16 protein-coding genes are annotated in these 16,908 nt (G+C 60.9%); 6 read left to right on the top strand and 10 right to left on the bottom strand.

Annotated features, from left to right (window positions below):
• Nucleotides 1-15 precede the first annotated feature (15 nt).
• Entirely contained in the window at nt 16-978 is a 963-nt protein-coding gene (locus tag C0Z16_RS13180) for an ornithine cyclodeaminase family protein (RefSeq protein WP_102632601.1), read from the bottom strand.
• A 283-nt stretch (nt 979-1,261) separates the two neighbouring features.
• Here C0Z16_RS13180 and C0Z16_RS13175 point away from each other — a divergent pair, with 283 nt between their 5' ends.
• Together C0Z16_RS13175 and C0Z16_RS13170 are read left to right on the top strand one after the other, a co-directional pair.
• Nucleotides 1,262-2,059: an ABC transporter substrate-binding protein gene (locus C0Z16_RS13175; protein WP_102632600.1), complete on the top strand. Its 798-nt coding sequence runs from the start codon at nt 1,262-1,264 to the stop codon at nt 2,057-2,059.
• A 95-nt stretch (nt 2,060-2,154) separates the two neighbouring features.
• Nucleotides 2,155-3,396, top strand: coding sequence for an NAD(P)/FAD-dependent oxidoreductase (locus C0Z16_RS13170; protein WP_102632599.1), 1,242 nt, complete (start codon nt 2,155-2,157; stop codon nt 3,394-3,396).
• Here C0Z16_RS13170 and C0Z16_RS13165 read toward each other — a convergent pair.
• The 8 genes from C0Z16_RS13165 to C0Z16_RS13130 form a co-directional block, all read right to left on the bottom strand.
• A complete protein-coding gene (locus tag C0Z16_RS13165) occupies nt 3,393-4,223 on the bottom strand; it encodes a fumarylacetoacetate hydrolase family protein (protein WP_102632598.1) in 831 nt (276 codons plus the stop codon). The two genes, C0Z16_RS13170 and C0Z16_RS13165, sit on opposite strands and share 4 nt — an antisense overlap.
• Before the next feature lie 93 nt (nt 4,224-4,316).
• Nucleotides 4,317-5,426, bottom strand: a complete 1,110-nt coding sequence (locus C0Z16_RS13160) for an alcohol dehydrogenase catalytic domain-containing protein (RefSeq protein ID WP_102632597.1) — start codon at nt 5,424-5,426, stop codon at nt 4,317-4,319.
• An 84-nt stretch (nt 5,427-5,510) separates the two neighbouring features.
• Nucleotides 5,511-6,044 carry a carboxymuconolactone decarboxylase family protein gene (locus C0Z16_RS13155; protein ID WP_102632596.1) on the bottom strand — a complete coding sequence of 178 codons (534 nt, stop codon included), beginning with the start codon at nt 6,042-6,044 and terminating at the stop codon, nt 5,511-5,513.
• Between the two features lie 20 nt (nt 6,045-6,064).
• Nucleotides 6,065-7,072: a VOC family protein gene (locus C0Z16_RS13150; protein ID WP_102632595.1), complete on the bottom strand. Its 1,008-nt coding sequence runs from the start codon at nt 7,070-7,072 to the stop codon at nt 6,065-6,067.
• A gap of 51 nt (nt 7,073-7,123) precedes the next feature.
• Nucleotides 7,124-8,419, bottom strand: coding sequence for a phosphopyruvate hydratase (gene eno / locus C0Z16_RS13145; protein ID WP_102632594.1), 1,296 nt, complete (start codon nt 8,417-8,419; stop codon nt 7,124-7,126).
• 72 nt (nt 8,420-8,491) lie between these two features.
• Nucleotides 8,492-9,088: a cupin domain-containing protein gene (locus C0Z16_RS13140; RefSeq protein WP_244201231.1), complete on the bottom strand. Its 597-nt coding sequence runs from the start codon at nt 9,086-9,088 to the stop codon at nt 8,492-8,494.
• A gap of 214 nt (nt 9,089-9,302) precedes the next feature.
• Nucleotides 9,303-10,325: a phosphotransferase family protein gene (locus tag C0Z16_RS13135; protein ID WP_102632592.1), complete on the bottom strand. Its 1,023-nt coding sequence runs from the start codon at nt 10,323-10,325 to the stop codon at nt 9,303-9,305.
• Nucleotides 10,326-10,358: 33 nt separating this feature from the next.
• A complete protein-coding gene (locus C0Z16_RS13130; RefSeq protein WP_102632591.1) occupies nt 10,359-11,321 on the bottom strand; it encodes a C-terminal binding protein in 963 nt (320 codons plus the stop codon).
• A 403-nt stretch (nt 11,322-11,724) separates the two neighbouring features.
• On the opposite strand from C0Z16_RS13130, the gene C0Z16_RS13125 reads away from it, so the two are divergent.
• Nucleotides 11,725-12,894 (top strand): porin, encoded by a 1,170-nt coding sequence (locus tag C0Z16_RS13125; protein WP_102632590.1) that lies wholly within the window; start codon nt 11,725-11,727, stop codon nt 12,892-12,894.
• Between the two features lie 88 nt (nt 12,895-12,982).
• On the opposite strand, the gene C0Z16_RS13120 is transcribed toward C0Z16_RS13125, so the two are convergent.
• The gene (locus tag C0Z16_RS13120) at nt 12,983-13,894 is read right to left on the bottom strand and encodes a LysR family transcriptional regulator (RefSeq protein ID WP_102632589.1); all 912 of its coding nucleotides are present in this window, start codon (nt 13,892-13,894) and stop codon (nt 12,983-12,985) included.
• Nucleotides 13,895-14,022: 128 nt separating this feature from the next.
• On the opposite strand from C0Z16_RS13120, the gene C0Z16_RS13115 reads away from it, so the two are divergent.
• From C0Z16_RS13115 to C0Z16_RS13105, 3 genes are all read left to right on the top strand, one after another.
• Nucleotides 14,023-15,210: an acyl-CoA dehydrogenase gene (locus tag C0Z16_RS13115; protein ID WP_102632588.1), complete on the top strand. Its 1,188-nt coding sequence runs from the start codon at nt 14,023-14,025 to the stop codon at nt 15,208-15,210.
• A gap of 6 nt (nt 15,211-15,216) precedes the next feature.
• Nucleotides 15,217-16,455, top strand: a complete 1,239-nt coding sequence (locus C0Z16_RS13110; RefSeq protein ID WP_102632587.1) for a CaiB/BaiF CoA transferase family protein — start codon at nt 15,217-15,219, stop codon at nt 16,453-16,455.
• A gap of 46 nt (nt 16,456-16,501) precedes the next feature.
• Nucleotides 16,502-16,908, top strand: a 407-nt coding sequence (locus C0Z16_RS13105; RefSeq protein WP_146014308.1) for an NAD(P)/FAD-dependent oxidoreductase, incomplete at its 3' end; no start/stop codon positions are given.

The following is a 16,908-nucleotide window of genomic DNA, read 5'->3' as shown; positions in this document are numbered from 1 at the left end:
CGCGCAGCACGACCGTCAATGCGCTGTCAAATGCCTGAAAAGTTCGAACGCGATCGCCACGTCTTCGAGGCCAAGCCCAATCGACCGGAAAAACGCGTGCTTCTCATAAGACGGCTTACTGGCGACGCCGGACACGAGTTCAGCTAGATCGCCCGCCACGTTCCGGGGATGCCAGCCATGCTGCTGCGCAGCCAGTTTCATCTCGCCCGCGCTGGCGGGGGTCGTCTGCCGGTAATCGCAGTAGACGTTCATGTCGGGAATCCACGCGGGCGGAACTTCATGAGCGTTCGCGACGTTAGTGCTGATCGACGTGATGAGCGCCGGTTTGTCCAGCATTCCGTTCGTCAGCACGGGCGTGCCTGACGACGTGCACAAGGCCACGACATCGGCATTGGCCACGCAATCTTCGATCCGTGCGGAGACGGCCACTCGCTCGTCAAGCGCGGTGACTTGCGTCCGCTTTGCTTCGTCGTTCTTCAGATCGCGAGAGAACACCAGAATCGAAGTCCAAGGCCTTAGCGCCGCGAGGTGGCGGATATGCGCCTGGGCCACAGCACCCGCGCCGATGATCGCAAGCTTGCGCGCGTCGGGCGGCGCGAGTTGGTCGACGGCGAGCGCGGTCGTGCCGGCGGTGCGCTCGATGGTCAGCAAGCCCGCATCGCACCACATCAACGGGTGGCCACTTTGCATCGACATCAGCGCAGTCCACGCCGTAATGATGGGCTTCGATCCGGTCACGATATACGGCGACAACTTCGCGCCGAACACTTGAGCATGAGCCATCGCGCCGAGATACGTGATGAAGTCGCCCGCGCCGCCCGGAAAGAGGGCGAGCGTTTGCGGCGGCTGCACGGCGGTATCGGTCGCGAGTGAGCGGAACATCTGCGTCAACGCTCCGCGAACGTCGAGATAAGGTAACGCTTCGCGAACTGTGTCCTCGTCGACGATCAGAGGAAATGCCTTTTCTGCTTTGCCCATTTGCCTGCTCTCCACAACGTTGCCAAGTCCGGCGTCATGGTCATTCTAAATTCAAAAAGTCCAGACTGGACTTTTATTTTGAAAATCGCTTGCTTTTGCCTGAGTCCAGAATAGACTGTTGTTCCAGAGAGAACGTTAGGGCGGGTTTTTCCCCGGCTTTCTCCCGGGTTTCTCGCGGGTTTCCCCCCGATTTTTTCCTCACAACTCACGCGGCCTCTCAACGCACACAGGCGACGGTCATTCGTGCCACTGATTCGCGATCCCAACCAGACAGGGAACCATCATGCTTCGTAAGCTCAAACTCTCACTTTTCGTCGCCGCTGCATTGGTCGGTTCCGTCGGTACCGTCGGCTCGGTCAGCGCCGACACTCAGAACACTCTGCGCTTCGGCATCGAGGCGGCGTATCCGCCGTTCGAAAGCAAGTCTCCGACGGGCCAGTTGCAGGGCTTCGACGTCGATGTCGGCAATGCGGTCTGCGCAAAGATGGCCGTGAAATGCGAGTGGGTTGAAAACGCATTCGACGGTCTGATTCCCGCGTTGCAAGCCCGTAAGTTCGATGCCATCAATTCAGCCATGAACATCACCGGCAAGCGCAAGCAGACTATCGACTTCACGCGCCCCATCTACGTGGTGCCTATCGTGATGGTGGCTAGGCGCGGCTCCGGCTTGATGCCAGATGTGAAGAGCATGCAGGGCAAACGCGTGGGCGTGCTGCAAGGTTCGTCGCAGGAAGATTTCCTGAAAGGGCACTGGGCCAATGCCGGGGTCTCGGTGGTCTCTTACGCCGATCAGGATCAGGTGTATTCGGACCTCGTGGCGGGACGCCTCGATGCCGCTGTCCAGGAAGCACAAACGGTTGAGGACGGTTTCCTCAAGAAGCCTGTGGGTCACGACTATGCGATTGCGGGCCAGCCGCTCAGCGATCCCGCAACGCTCGGCGAAGGGACCGGCTTCGGCTTGCGCAAGGGCGACAAGGCGCTCGCCAGAAAGATCGATGCCGCGCTCGACGCTCTGAAGAAAGACGGCACGCTCAGCGCGCTTTCGCAGAAGTACTTCAATCGCGACATCATCGCGAAGTAAGGCATGGCAGAGCCGGTGCGGGCAGATTCGCGCCGGCACCGTGCGTGTTGTCGAACGGATGCTTCCGGTCCCAACAGGGTAAGCAGGGCGAGCTTATGGATTTCGATGTAATCGTGCTGGGCGCCGGGATTGTCGGCGTATCGGCTGCGCTGCACTTGCAGGATCGCGGACGTCGCGTGGCTCTCTTGGACCGGCGTGCTCCCGGCGAAGAAACCAGTTTCGGCAATGCCGGGCTGATCGAGTGTTCGTCGGTAGTGCCGTATGCGTTTCCGCGCAATGTCGGCACCTTGCTGCGCTATCTGCGCAATCAGTCGACCGATCTCTACTGGGACTATCGCGCGTTGCCGTCTTTCGCGGGCTGGCTCGCACGATTCTGGTGGGAATCGTCGCCCGAGCGTCTCATGAGCGCGGCGCGCGACATGCTGCCTTTGATTCGTCAAAGCGTCGCCGAGCATGATGTGTTGATCGACCGTGCGGGTCTCGTGAGCCTCGCGGTCAGCAAAGGCTGGATGGAGGCGTTCCGCACGCCGGCGGAATTCGCGCGCAATGCGACCGCCGCGGAATTGACGGCGAAGACATATGGGCTGCGAGTCGTGCCACTCGACGCCGCCGCGTTGGCCGCCCACGAGCCCGGTGTGGCGGATGGGTTCTGCGGGGCGTTGCATTGGCAGGACCCCAAAAGCATCGTGAATCCCGGCGCGTTGACGAAGGGTTACGCGCGTCTTTTCGAGCAGGACGGCGGCACGCTGCTGACGGGAGAGGCGACCACGTTGAAAGCCGAAGCCGGCGCATGGAGCGTGCAGACATCGTCGGGCAGGATCAGCGCAAAAGAAATCGTCGTGGCGCTGGGTCCGTGGTCGGATCAGGTATTCGCGCCGCTCGGCTATCGCATTCCGCTGCGCGCGAAGCGCGGCTATCACATGCATTACCAGCCCACGAAACCGATCCTGTCGATGCCGTTCGTCGACACGGAGCAGGGCTACGTAGTCGCGCCGATGGAAGGGCGTCTGCGGCTGACCACGGGCGTGGAGATCGCCCGGCGCGATGCGAAGCCCACGGGCATCCAACTGGAGCGGGCCGAGCGCACGGCGAGGTCAGCGTTTGGTCTCGGCGCGCGGCTCGACGCGAATCCATGGCTCGGCTTGCGCCCGTGCACGCCCGACATGCGGCCAGTCATTGGAGCCGCGCCGCGTCATAAAGGGCTCTGGTTTGCGTTTGGGCACAACCACCATGGGTTGACGCTCGGCCCCGTGACCGGTCGTCTGCTCGCGGAGATGATGACGGGCTCGCAGCCTTTCGTCGATGCAAAGCCGTTTCGGCCTGAGCGGTTCGGCTAGCGTGGCAATGCCGCCTGGTTGTTGGCTCGGCCGGCATCCACTGAAGCGGCCGAAGTGACCGAAGTGACCACAGGGTTGCGAAGCACCCCGATCCCTTCGATCTCGACCTCGATCGTGTCGCCTGGTCTGATCGGGCCAACTCCTGCGGGCGTCCCCGTCATGATGTGGTCGCCAGGAAGCAGCGTCATATACTTGCTGAGGTAGGCGATCAGCGCGGGCACGTCATATACGAGGTCGGCGGTGTTGCCGTTCTGGCGCAGTTCGCCGTTCACGCGAGTCAGGATGCGAAGATTCGACGGATCGAGTTCCGTCTCGACCACGGGACCAATCGGCGCAAACGTGTCATAGCCTTTACCCATCAGAAGACAGCCGTACTCGCTCTCGCGACGCTGCAATACCCTGTCGCTCACGTCGTTGCCGCACGTGTAGCCGAACACATAATTCAGTGCATCGATTTCGGAAACATGGCGCGCTTCCTTGCCGATGATCACCGTCAGTTCCCCTTCGAAATGGATGTTTTCTCCGTCGGGTGGATAGACGATGGCTTCATCCGAACCGATCACCGTGGTACTGGGCTTCATAAACAGCACTGGAAGTGTGGGCGTGTTTTTGCCGACTTCCTGAGAATGCGCGTGGTAGTTGTACCCGAGACCGAACACGCGAGGCCGGTGGAACGGGCTCAACACGCGAACAGAGCCGAGTGCATCGACGTGGCCGGAAGGATGCAGTCCTTCAAGCGGCGAGCCCTTCAGTCTCTGGATGTTTCCGTCGCTGCCGGAAATGCCGTATTGCTCGCTTCCGTCAACCGAATATCGCACGACCTTCATGATTTTTACCGGGTAAGAAGATGATCGGGAACGGCGCGAGCGCGAAAGCGCGACTGCCACGCAGTTGCGCTCGCGGCCACGCCTCGACGCTAGTTACGGAAGCACGACATAGTTGCTGAAGCCTCCATCGCGATCCTTGAGTCCGGAAATCGCTTCGTTGACGCGCTCCAGCGGAAATCTGCGGTGCTCGAGATAGGACATGTCGATGGCCCCCGTGCTCACCATGTCGGCCATTTCCTGACCCTGCGCCGTCGTGAACCAGTTCGATCCGATGATCTGCACCTGTTCATCCATCAGCCACTTCACGTCGATCGGCAGGTCTTCCGCAACGCCGCCCACATTCACTACTTTGCCGCCGCGTCGAACGCCCTTCATCGAGTCCAGCATGGTGGTGGCAGGCGCCTTCGCGCCAAGCGCGCTGATCACGAAGTCCGCGCCTTCACCGCCCGTCAGCGACTTTGCCCATTCGCCCGTCGAGCCTTTGCCGAGTTGCATCACTTCGATGCGGTCCGGCGCGAGTGCCTTCACACGTTTGAGCAGCGCTTCGTCGCGCCCCGTGCCAAGAATGCGCGACAGTCCCATTGCGAGACCGAGCACCGTGGCGGCCACGCCGAGCGTGCCCGTGATTCCGTCTATCAGCCCAACCTGGCCTGGTCCCGCGGCTGCATTTTTCAGCGCGCCGTACGACGTGCCCATGTACCCGAAGCGGCCGGCCTGTTCAAAGCTCATGTTGCCAGGAAGATTGACGATCGCGTACTCCGGAGCCGTCATGTATTCGCCGAAACCGCCATACGGATACAGGTCGAAGATGCGTTGACCGTCGCGGCTCGTACTGAAGTAACCGTTCAGCGTGTAGTAGCGGCATTCGCTGCGCCGGCCGGCACGGCAAGCCTTGCACGATCCGCATGAACGCAGCGGGCTCACATAGACGCGATCGCCCGGCTTGACATTGAGTACCGCTTCGCCGACCTCTTCGACCACCCCGGCAGGATCCAGTCCGAAGATGGCGGGGAATTGCGGCAGCGGCTGATGCGGAAACCAGGTCGGCCAATTGTTGATGACGTTGCCCATGTTCGGCACGATTCCGCATGCCTTGACCCGAACGAGCACATCGGTGGGTCTCGGTTTCGGCACCGGAATGGTATCGAGCGTCATCGGGGTGTGGAGAGCATGCAGCCGCGCTGCAACCATCGTTCGTTCCATACATTCCTCTTTCTGTGTTGAAAACTTCCGCATTGCACGCCATGTCTTTTTTGCGGAAGCACTACGCATTCCGTTCGACCGCGATCAGCGATAGTTCTCCTCGAGTTCGATTCCGAGTGCGCCCATGATGCGCACACCCGAGTTGTACCAGGCAATGTTCAATGCCAGTTCGACGCGTTGCTTGTCGTTCAGGAACGGCACGAGCCGGTTCCAGGCTTTGTCGCTCACATCGACCTTCAGCGTCGACTCTTTTGCGACTGCCATCACCGCACGTTCTTCTTCGTTGAAAAGCGGCGACGTTTCGAAGTCGGGAATCGCCTTCAGTTGCTCCGGACTGATGCCCGCCTTTAACCCATGCGACTGGTGATGCGCAATTTCGTATTGAGAGCCCGTGCAGTGTCCCACCGTGAGGATGGCGAGTTCACGCAGCTTCGGGCTGATCGACGACGCACGAATCGCGTTCGCATAGGATAGGAACTGGTCCAGAATATCCGGCGCATGCGCGAGCGCGCGGAAGATGTTCGCGGTGGGTACCTTGCGTTCGCGTTCGAGCCGGTCGAAAAGGGCGTCGTCGACGCCTGCGAGATCCGAACGCTGAAGATAGTTGACGCGTGCCATGTTGGTTAATCCTTGCTTTGTCAGCTCTTGGCGAGCCGGTTCTGAATATAGGTTTCGAGTGTCGTGGGACGTGGTTTGTTGGCTGTTTCGAGCAGTTCCGCGCCTTCGAAGCGCGACGCCTCGAAGTACCAGCGATGCTCCGCCGGCAGGCCCCAGCGCACACTCGTACTAAGCGAAGCGGCATCCCAGCGAACGGGTTCGATCTCGATGTCGATAGTCTGGTAATGGCCGTCGCACAGCTCGATGCGATGACCGTCCGGGTCGCGCAGATAAACGAACAGCATGCCGCCGGGACCATGGCGTCCCGGTCCGCGTTCTACTTCGTGTGCATAACCGTAAATGCCCGCGAGGTCGCATGCGGTGAAGATGTTGTGCGATTCGGGGACGATGTACGCAAAGTGATGCATGCACGGTCCGTCGTTTTCGACGATAGCCAGATCGAGGCAGGTGCCCTTGCGGTACATGAATGCGCCGAGCAGCCGCTCCCCATGCGCGAGATACTCGGAGTTGCGAAATCCAAGCCTGCTATAAAACGCACACGATTCGTAGGTATCCGGAGAGAAGATCTGAAAATGATCGATCCGCTGCGCGTGTGCGCCCTTGAATAGATTGCGGTCGAGATAGAGGCGCGGACGCGTTTCCATTTGCGCGCACAATTCGATTTTCGTGCCGAACGGATCTGAGACGTGCAGCGTTCTTCCCTGATGTGCGACATCGACCCATTCGGCGGAAAGCCCTTCGTCCCTGAAGAACTGGTAGGCGAGATCGAGATCTTCTTCGAGGAAAACGCGAAAGCCGATCCGCTTGCAGACGGCTGCGCCTTTATCGGCCTGCACGAGAACGAGACTGTGGTGACACGCTTCTGAAAGGCCGCGCAAATAGCACGTGTCCGCTGTTTCCGCGGTGACGACAAGACCGACGATGTCGACGTAGAACTCCCGGCTTTTCGCCAGGTCGGCGACGTTCAGTACGATATGGCTGGCGCGCGTGATATTGAACGGCGGCCGGTGATTGACTGCAGGCAGCATGATTGACCTCTCGATTGTTGATGGCGGGCTTGCGGCGGGCACAATGACGATTCAGACGGGGCGCTCGATGAAAGGCAGCGCGGACCATCCGCTGAATTGCGCTTGCCGTCCTAGCGCTTCTTCGATTCGCAATACCTCGTTCCACTTGGCCATGCGCTCAGAACGTGAGAACGAACCGACCTTGAATTGGCCTGCGTCCCAGCCAACCGACAAGTGCGCGATGGTGACGTCTTCCGTTTCGCCGGATCGTGCCGAGACGATCGTGCCGAATCCAGCTGCCTTGCCTGCTTGCAAAGCTGCATAGGCTTCCGTGATGGTGCCTGCCTGATTCGGCTTGATGAGAACTGCGTTCAGCGTGCCTTCCGATGCCGCGGTTCTAACCCGGTCCGCGTTCGTGACAAGGAAGTCGTCGCCGATGATCTGGCAACGCGAACCGTATGCTTTCGCAAAGAGTCGGAAGCCTTCCACGTCGTCTTCCGCGAGTGGATCTTCAATCGAGAGGATCGGGTAGGTGTCGATCCAGCGCCCCAGCATGTCGATCATCTGCTCGGTGTCGAGCGTGCGGCCATCGAGCGCGAGCGTGTAGTGCCCGTTGCGGCCGAACTCGGATGCTGCGATGTCGAGCGAAATGCCGACCTGCTTGCCCGGTTGCAAACCTGTTTCGGCAATGGCCCGCACCAGCGTGTCGAGCGCGTCTTCGTTGCAGTCGAAGGCCGGCCAGTAGCCGCCTTCATCCGCGACGCCTTGAAGCTTGCCCGCGTGCTTCATCAATGAACCGGCGGCGCGGTACACCTCCGCCGTCCACTCGAGGGCTTCTGTGAAGCTCTTCGCGGCAGGGCACATGATCATGAAGTCCTGCACGTCGACGCGCCGCGCCGCGTGTGCGCCGCCGCCGAAAATCTGAATCTCCGGCAGCGGCAGACGCACGGTGCGCTCTCCGGCAAGGTAGCGCCATAACGGCTGCCTGCTTGCCGCAGCCGCGGCGTGCAGGACGGCCATCGACGTCGCGACGATCGCATTGCCGCCCAGGCGGCTGCGGTTCGGTGTGCCGTCGAGAGCGACTAGGCGGGCGTCGATAGCGGCTTGATCGCGGACATCGGCGCCTTCGAGCGCACTCGCAATCTCGCCGTTGACTTTCGATAACGCGTTGGATACGTCGAGGCCGCCGAACGCAGCGCCGCCGTCGCGCAGGTCGAGTGCTTCGCCGCTGCCGGTCGAAGCGCCCGCGGGGGCAATGGCGCGACCGCTCACGCCGCCGTGCAGCGTGACCTCGACTTCCACTGTCGGGCGCCCGCGCGAGTCCCAGACGCGTCTGCCGCGTAGCTGGGCGATCGTTGAATCAGTCATAACGATTGTCTACCTGTTGAAGTTGTTGATGTGCGTTGCCGCGTGGAGTATTCGAATGAGCGGGCCTCGCCGTCATTCGCTCCTGCGCGCTCCGATCAGCACGAAGGCCAGCGTGGCGGGACGGTCGCTTTTGTTGCGCCACGCGTGGCGGGTGCCGTTCTGCACGACGACCTCATGCTGGCGCAGCAGTTCTGAGCGCCCCTCGTCGAGTTCGAGCCAGATTTCACCGTCGAGAACGATGCAGTAATCGACGGTTGGCGTGGCGTGCATGCCGTCTTCCTCGAAGAGTTCGGCGAGCCCCGGACTGATCGCGACGTTTTCAGCGACGGCTGCCTGCGGATCGAAGTCCGGCGCAAAGAACACGCTGTCTGGAGGAAACGTCACGATGAGAAAGCGCGTGCCTGAAACCGCGGGGACGAAGCTCGTAACCGCCGGAGTCGGATCGGTCTTGTCGAAGGGGATGGTGTGCGCCGGCTCTGTGGCCCACACGAGACGCGACACCATGCCGGGAATATGCCGGTACGCGTCGGAGCGCGGAGGGGGCGAATCCAGTGCGACGGTCGAAGCGCCGTTTGCGTCGTGACCGGTGACGACGCGGCGAAGCGCTACCGGCACATCGCCCGTGGTCGTGCTCTCAGACTGAAGTGGAGCGGCGTTGGCATGCTTCACGATGTCTCCTGTTTTTGCTAACGTTCGCATAGATTGTGGCAAGCAGCCGGATGCTTTGTCAATAGAGGAATTAGCGGGGACTTTTTGCCGTTTACGCCGATGTTATGGCGGTACCGCGAGCCTAGGGATATACCTGGAACGAGCAAACGTTAGCAGGCCCGGCACCTGTGTTTTGCTCCTGCGTCCGGGCTAGAGGTTGCTTGGTGCGCCGCTCTCAAGACTGCCGCGACTCGATCTCTTCTCGCCATGTTTGCGCCACCTGATACAGGTAATCGACAGGCTCCAGCAACAGTCGGGCGGCGACCGCGCGGACGTGGTCGCGTTGTGCATCATCGGTGAGGTACTCGACCGGTGACTTGCCGTCAACGCGCGCGAGAAGCAACGCAGGCAACAACTCGGCCGTGCGTGCTTCGAGCGCCGCGCGCAATTCCCAGTCTGCTTCGTCGAAATAGGCTTCCGTTAGGGCCTTGAACGAAGCGATGAGCGCTTCCTGCCTATCCGGACGAGCGAGGCACTTGAGCAGTAAATGATTCAGACAGAAAGCGAGATCGAAGGCGGGGTCGCCAAACCACGCGCACTCGGCGTCGAGCAATACAGGCCCCTTGGGGCCCACAAGAATGTTCTTCGGACTCACGTCGCCATGTACGAGCGCAGTCCGTATGCTCGCTGTGCGCTGCGCCAGATAGCGCAGTCTCGATTCGAGTTCCGGATGACGTTTCGACGTCGCGATCAGGTATGGATCGAGACGCAGCGCCTGGAAGTTTTCGAGCGTGTCGAACCGGTCGCGCAACTCGCTATCGTCGGCGCTGACCGCGTGCAGGTGGCCGACGAGCCGTCCGACGGCGCGGGCCGTGTCGGCACAGACATCGCCTTCGAGTAGTTGCTGCTTCCATACCGGATGCGCCGCCGGCGTAAGAAACGACATCGCGAACACGCCGAGCTTCGCGTCGTGAGCGAGGGGAATGGGCACGTTGTCAGGACAGTGCCGCGCGGCGAATTGAATCCAGGCCCATTCGTCGGCGTTGCGCGACACGGGCGCTTCCCAGGTTGCCGAGACCTTCAGCGTGGAGAGGGCGCGCTTCACACAGAGCGAGCCTTTCGCGAGATCGACACGCCATATGTCGGACGAGACTCCGCCAGTAAGCGGGCGCCAGGTGAGTGCTTCATCCTTGCACGCGAGCTGGTGCTCGACGAGAAACGCATCGAGTTGTGGGTCGGGGCTGTTGGGTTGCGTCATCGCGAACTTGTTGAAGTGGAACGGTTAAAGCGGTTACACCGCCGACAGATTGCACGGATTGCGTGGCGCCTCGCCGCGCAGCACCCGCACAACTTCTTCGGCCGCACGTCTGCGCAATTCCAGCAACGAAGCGTCCGACGAAAACGCAACGTGAGGCGTCAACATCGCGCCGGGCTGGCGCAGCAATTCGTCCGGCACCAGTGGCTCGGATTCGAGCACGTCCAACGCGGCCGCGGACAATTGCCCGCTTTGCAGCGCTTCGATAACGGCACCCGTATCGACAATGCCGCCACGGCTCACGTTGATCAACAGGCTGCCGCGCCGCATTGTCGCGATCCGCTCACGGTTGATCAGGCGACGCGTCCCCTCGGTGAGCGGCGCATGCACGATCACGATGTCGCTCTGCATCAGCAGTTCGTCGAGCTCGACGGCTTGCACGCCAGCGACCGGCTCGCGCAGGAAAGGATCGTGCGTCAGGAGCCGGCAGCCGAATGCGCCGAGCTTGCGGGCAGTGGCGCGCGCGATGCGGCCGAAGCCGATGAGTCCGCAGGTGAGTTCACCAAGGCGGCGAAGCCGGGCGTCTGCTGGCGCCCAGCGTCCGGCGCGCACTTCGCGGTCGAAGAACACCAGCCCGCGTGTCCATGCGAGCGCGAATCCGACCGCATGATCGGAGACCTCTTCAACGCAATAGTCCGGCACGTTCGTCACCCGCACGCCGCGGGCAGTGGCCGCCTGCACGGCGATATTGTCGAGGCCGACGCCGAGCCTCGCAACGATCTTCAATCGCGATGACGCCGCAATCGCCTCGGCCGACACCGGCGCCCAACATGTAAGGATCGCGGAAGGAAGATGTTCCCGGACCATGGCTTCAATGCCGGACGCGGGCAATGGCGCGGCCGGTCCGTTTATGAGCCGCATGCCGGCGGATTCGACGATCTCCCGCTCGACGCTGTCGTCGGGCCACGCATAGTCGGTGAGGAAAACTGTGTCGGTCATGAGATTGAACCTTAGGTTGAATGGAATGCCCGCGGCGGTCGCGCTGCATCGCGTCCGCTGTGCTCTGTTGCACTAACGTTAGCACGGAAATGGAGGCTGCGCCAAGCGGGTGATCACCTGACGGGCCTCGTCGAATATGCATGAATTACGTATAAACCCTTGATTCGTGCAGTCAAATTCCGGATTGACATGCATAAAAGCCGCAACTAGACTCAGTTCGTCAATGCTAACGTTCGCGCTTTAATGATGTAAGGCACCGCCGTTCAATTGACTGGTCGCGTGAGCGCCGAGACAAAGACCTGATCTGAAATCAGGCGGGGCCCTCAGGGGCACTCGGCGTCGCTCGCCGAAAACGCAGCACAAGCAGAAAAACCTAAATATCACGACTGGCAGGAGACAACGAATGAAGAGGCTTCTTGTACCCGCAATTTGCGGCTGCATAGGTGTAGCAGCCCATGCACAGAGTTCGGTCACGCTCTATGGGCTGATCGACAATGGCGTGTCGTACGTCAGCAATCAGCGCACGGCGAGCGGTGCAGGTCACAGCAACGTTTTTGCATCGCAGGGAAACATTGTCGGCAACCGTTGGGGGCTGACCGGTAGCGAGGACCTGGGCGGCGGTCTGCAAGCGATCTTCAAACTCGAGAACGGTTTTACCGGAACCACCGGCGGGCTCCAGCAAGGAGGGCGTCTGTTTGGCCGCCAGGCATGGGTCGGCCTGTCGAGCTCGTATGGTGCGCTCACGCTCGGCCGTCAGTATGACTCGGTGGTGGAGTTTCTCGCTCCACGAAGTCTCGCGCAGAGCTTCGTGGGCGGACTCGAGTTCATGCACCCGATGGACAACGACAACTTCGGCGACTTTTTCCGACTCGACAATGCAGTCAAATACGCAAGCCCCGACATTAACGGATTGAAGTTCGGCAGCTTGTACGCGTTCTCGAACAAGGCGGGCGATTTCGCGGACAATCGCGCGTTCAGTGCCGGCGCCACCTACAACCATGGTCCGTTCACGGTAAGCGCTGCGTATATGCGCATAGACAATCCGGGCGATGGCGCGGCAGGAGCGCTCGACGGTTCATTCACTTCGGGCGACGCCACCTTCCATGCGGGGCGCCAGCAGGTGTGGGGCCTGGGTGGCGCTTATGTCGTTGGCCCCGCAACGCTGGGCCTGGTGTGGAGTCATTCGCATTACGACAATACGACGGCGGTGTATCGCGGCAGCACGCTTGCGCCCGCCGCCACCGGCTCGCCCACCGATCTCCGCTTCGACAATTTCGAAGCGAACATCCGCTATCTGCTCAATCCGGCATGGGCGGTCGCGGCGTCATACACCTTCACCAACGGTTCGTATTCCAACGCGTCCGCGCATGCGAAGCCGCGCTGGAATCAGTTCAATCTGATGACTTCGTATTCGCTTTCAAAGCGCACCGACATCTATCTGATGGCTGAATATCAGCATGTGACGGGAGCAGCAGGGACCATCTTCAGCGGTGCGTTCATTGGTGGCAGCGGCGGGCCTTCGTCGACGAACAGGCAGTTTCTCACCAGTGCGGGGCTGCGCGTGAAGTTCTGATCACGCTTGCGGACGGATGGCTGTGCTCGCTCGCGTGACGCATCCGTCCCGCAGATGCAGAGGTTGAATTGCCGAAGCAAAGAGGCCGTTATTCCAGCCCCATGGTTTGCCGATATTGTCCGGCCTGATCGGCGATCCATTCCCGAAACACCATCAAGGCCGAATTGTCGGCTTTGCGCTCTGGATAGATCAGGTGGTATGAGCGGCCGCTCGAATACTCGTGCTTCGCCACCTGAATCAGCACGCCTCGCGCGAGCTCGTCTTCGATGAGCAGGCGCGGGATCAGCGCAATGCCGATGCCATGAACCGCCGCTTCGGCGAGCATCGAAAATAATTCGAATCTCGGCCCCGACATATCTCCTTCCACTTGCATGTCGCGCGATGCAAACCACTCGCGCCATGCATACGGACGCGTGCTTTGCTGCAGAAGCGGATAACGCCGCCAGTCTGCCGAGTTCAGCCGTGTGCGCGGCGCGATCACCGTTGGGCTGCATACAGCGATCAGACTTTCACGCATCAAAAACAGTCCCTCTGTTCCGGGCCAAATCGCGAGCCCCGCATGAATTGCCGCGTCGAACCCGGTGTCGTCGAATAGAAACGGACGCGTACGTGTCGTGAGATTGACGGTGATGTCCGAACCCGCCGCAATGAAATGCGGCAATCGCGGTAGCAGCCACCTGGTTGCGAATGTTGGCACCACGGCGAGTTCGAGCGTGCCGCCATGGCCACCCTTGGCCATGAGTTCGAGCGTGTCCTGCTCGACTTCATTCAGACGCGACGCCACTTTCCTGCTGTAGATAAGCCCGGCCTCCGTCAGGCTGACGCCCCGGCGGTCGCGGCGAAACAGCTTCACACCCAGGAAGTCTTCGAGAGAACCGATTTGCCGGCAAATGGCACTTTGCGTGACGGCAAGTTCGTCCGCGGCCTTGGTGAAGCTCTGATGACGAGCGGCCGTTTCGAATGCGGACAGCGCCGCTGTGGACGGAATTTTTCTGCGCATGCTCGTGACTCGCCGGGTTGTCGCTGACCTGTGCGATTTTCGCACAGGTCAGTGCGAACAAATCGTTTGTCGCGCGACGGACCTATCGATAAATTTGCGGCATCACAGTTTTTAAAAGCGAGTATGAAATGAGCTTACAGCACAAGTCGCCGTCCTTCCAATGGGACGATCCATTGCTGCTCGACCAGCAGTTGACGCAAGAGGAGCGCCTTGTGCGCGAATCGGCGTATGCGTATTGCCAGGAACGTCTTGCACCGCGCGTACTGAAAGCTTTTCGTCACGAATCCACTGACCCGGCCATTTTTCGCGAAATGGGCGAACTCGGCTTGCTCGGCGCGACGATCCCCGAAACGTACGGCGGCGCCGGCCTCAACTACGTTTGCTATGGAGTGGTCGCGCGCGAGGTGGAGCGCGTCGATTCCGGTTACCGCTCGATGATGAGCGTGCAATCGTCGCTCGTCATGGTGCCGATCAACGAATTCGGTAATGAGGCGACCCGGCAGAAATATCTGCCGAAGCTTGCAAGAGGCGAATGGATAGGTTGCTTCGGTTTGACGGAGCCGAACCACGGTTCCGATCCGGGCAGCATGATCACTCGTGCAAAACAGGTCGACGGCGGATATCTTCTGACGGGCAGCAAAATGTGGATCACGAACAGCCCGATCGCCGACGTCTTCGTCGTCTGGGCGAAAGACGATGAAGGCGCGATCCGCGGCTTTGTACTTGAAAAAGGCTGGAAGGGACTCTCGGCGCCCGCTATTCACGGCAAAGTTGGTCTGCGCGCGTCGGTCACGGGCGAGATCGTGATGGATGATGTGTTCTGCCCGGAGGAGAATGCATTCCCCGAAGTGCGCGGTCTCAAAGGGCCGTTCACATGCCTTAACAGCGCTCGCTACGGTATCGCCTGGGGCGCACTGGGCGCGGCGGAAGACTGCTGGCATCGCGCGCGTCAGTATGTTCTCGATCGCAAGCAATTCGGCAGGCCGCTCGCGGCGAACCAGCTGGTGCAGAAGAAGCTCGCCGATATGCAGACGGAAATCACGCTAGGTTTGCAGGGCTGTTTGCGCCTCGGCCGCATGAAGGACGAAGGCACTGCGGCTGTCGAGATAACGTCAATCATGAAGCGCAACGCTTGCGGCAAGGCACTCGATATCGCCCGTGTCGCGCGCGACATGCTCGGCGGCAATGGCATCAGCGACGAATTCGGCGTTGCGCGTCATCTCGTGAATCTGGAAGTGGTCAACACGTATGAGGGCACGCATGATATTCACGCGCTGATCCTCGGTCGCGCTATTACCGGCATTGCCGCGTTCTGACCCGCCATGAACGAGACTTTTCAACAAGGAGCGCTCGATGGCCTGCGGGTGCTCGATCTGTCGCGCGTGCTAGCCGGTCCATGGGCGAGCCAATTGCTGGCCGACCTCGGCGCCGATGTCGTCAAGGTCGAGCGGCCCGGAACCGGCGACGATACGCGCGTCTGGGGGCCGCCGTGGCTGAACGATGCCCATGACGAGTCGACGGGCGAGTCCGCATACTACCTGTGCGCGAATCGCAACAAGCGGTCCTTGACCATTGACCTGAGCGAACCGGATGGACAGCGTCTCGTGAAGCAACTGGCCAGCAAGGCAGACGTGCTGATCGAGAACTTCAAGGTCGGCGGGCTCAGCCAGTATGGCCTCGATTATGCGAGCCTGAAGCAACTGAATCCTCGTTTGATCTACTGCTCGATAACGGGATTTGGCCAGACTGGGCCGTATGCGGCGCGTGCCGGCTATGACTTCCTGATTCAGGGCATGGGCGGACTCATGAGCGTCACGGGTCGTGCCGATGGCACGGAAGGCGAAGGTCCTCTGAAGGTAGGCGTCGCGCTGACGGATGTGATGACGGGGCTGTACGCAAGCGTGGCGATCCTCGCTGCGCTGGCACGTCGCGAACGGTCCGGTGAAGGACAGCATATCGACCTTGCGTTGCTGGATGTGCAGATCGCCGCGCTCGCGAATCAGGCGACGAGTTACCTCGTCGGTGGTGCGATCCCTCGACGTATCGGCAACGCGCATCCGAGCATCGTCCCGTACCAGGATTTTCCGACGGCTGACGGCTACATGATCGTAGCGGTCGGCAATGACGGCCAGTTCGCCAGTCTGTGCGCGGCGTTAGGCAAACCGGAATGGAGCGCGGACCCTCGCTTCTCCACGAATCCGCAGCGCGTGAAGAACAGGAACGAACTGGTCGCATTGATCGGAGCCGCCACGGTGTGCCGTCCGACAAAGGAATGGATCGCCGTGATGGAAGCGGCAGGCGTGCCATGCGGCCCGATCAACGACCTCGAAGACGTGTTCGCCGACCCGCATGTTCAGGCGCGCAACGTGCGCATTGAAATGGCGCATCCGTTGGCGAAGCAGGTCGCGCTGGTCGCCAATCCGATACGTATGTCGGAGTCGCCCGTGCAATACCGACACGCTCCGCCGACGTTGGGACAGCATACCGGTGAAGTGCTGCGCGACTGGCTCGGGATGGGCGAAGCGGACGTTGACGAGTTGCGTCGGACGAAACTTCTATAGTGCGGTGGACGGTGGGCGGTGCGTTGGCGAATTGGAACCTGGATAAATGAATATCAGCGAAATCAGCGGCCCGCGCGAGTCGATGGAATACGACGTCGTGATCGTCGGCGGCGGCCCGGCTGGCCTGTCCGCGGCGATCCGCCTGAAGCAGCTGGCTGCGGACAAGGGCGTCGAGCTTGGCGTCTGCGTGCTGGAAAAAGGCTCGGAGATCGGGGCGCATATTCTCTCGGGCGCCGTGATGGACCCACGTGCGTTGAATGAGCTGATTCCGGACTGGAAGGAAAAAGGCGCGCCTCTGGATGTTGAAGTGACCGAGGACCGCTTCCTCTTTCTCACCGAAACCGGCTCGAAGAGCGTGCCGAACTGGGCGCTGCCGGATAACTTCAGGAACCACGGCAACTATGTGATCAGCCTCGCAAACGTCACGCGCTGGCTCGGCCAGCAGGCCGAAGC

The sequence above is a fragment of the Paraburkholderia rhynchosiae genome (genome assembly GCF_002879865.1).
In the GTDB taxonomy this organism is placed as follows: domain Bacteria; phylum Pseudomonadota; class Gammaproteobacteria; order Burkholderiales; family Burkholderiaceae; genus Paraburkholderia; species Paraburkholderia rhynchosiae.
This window is presented reverse-complemented; position numbering and strand designations above follow the sequence as displayed.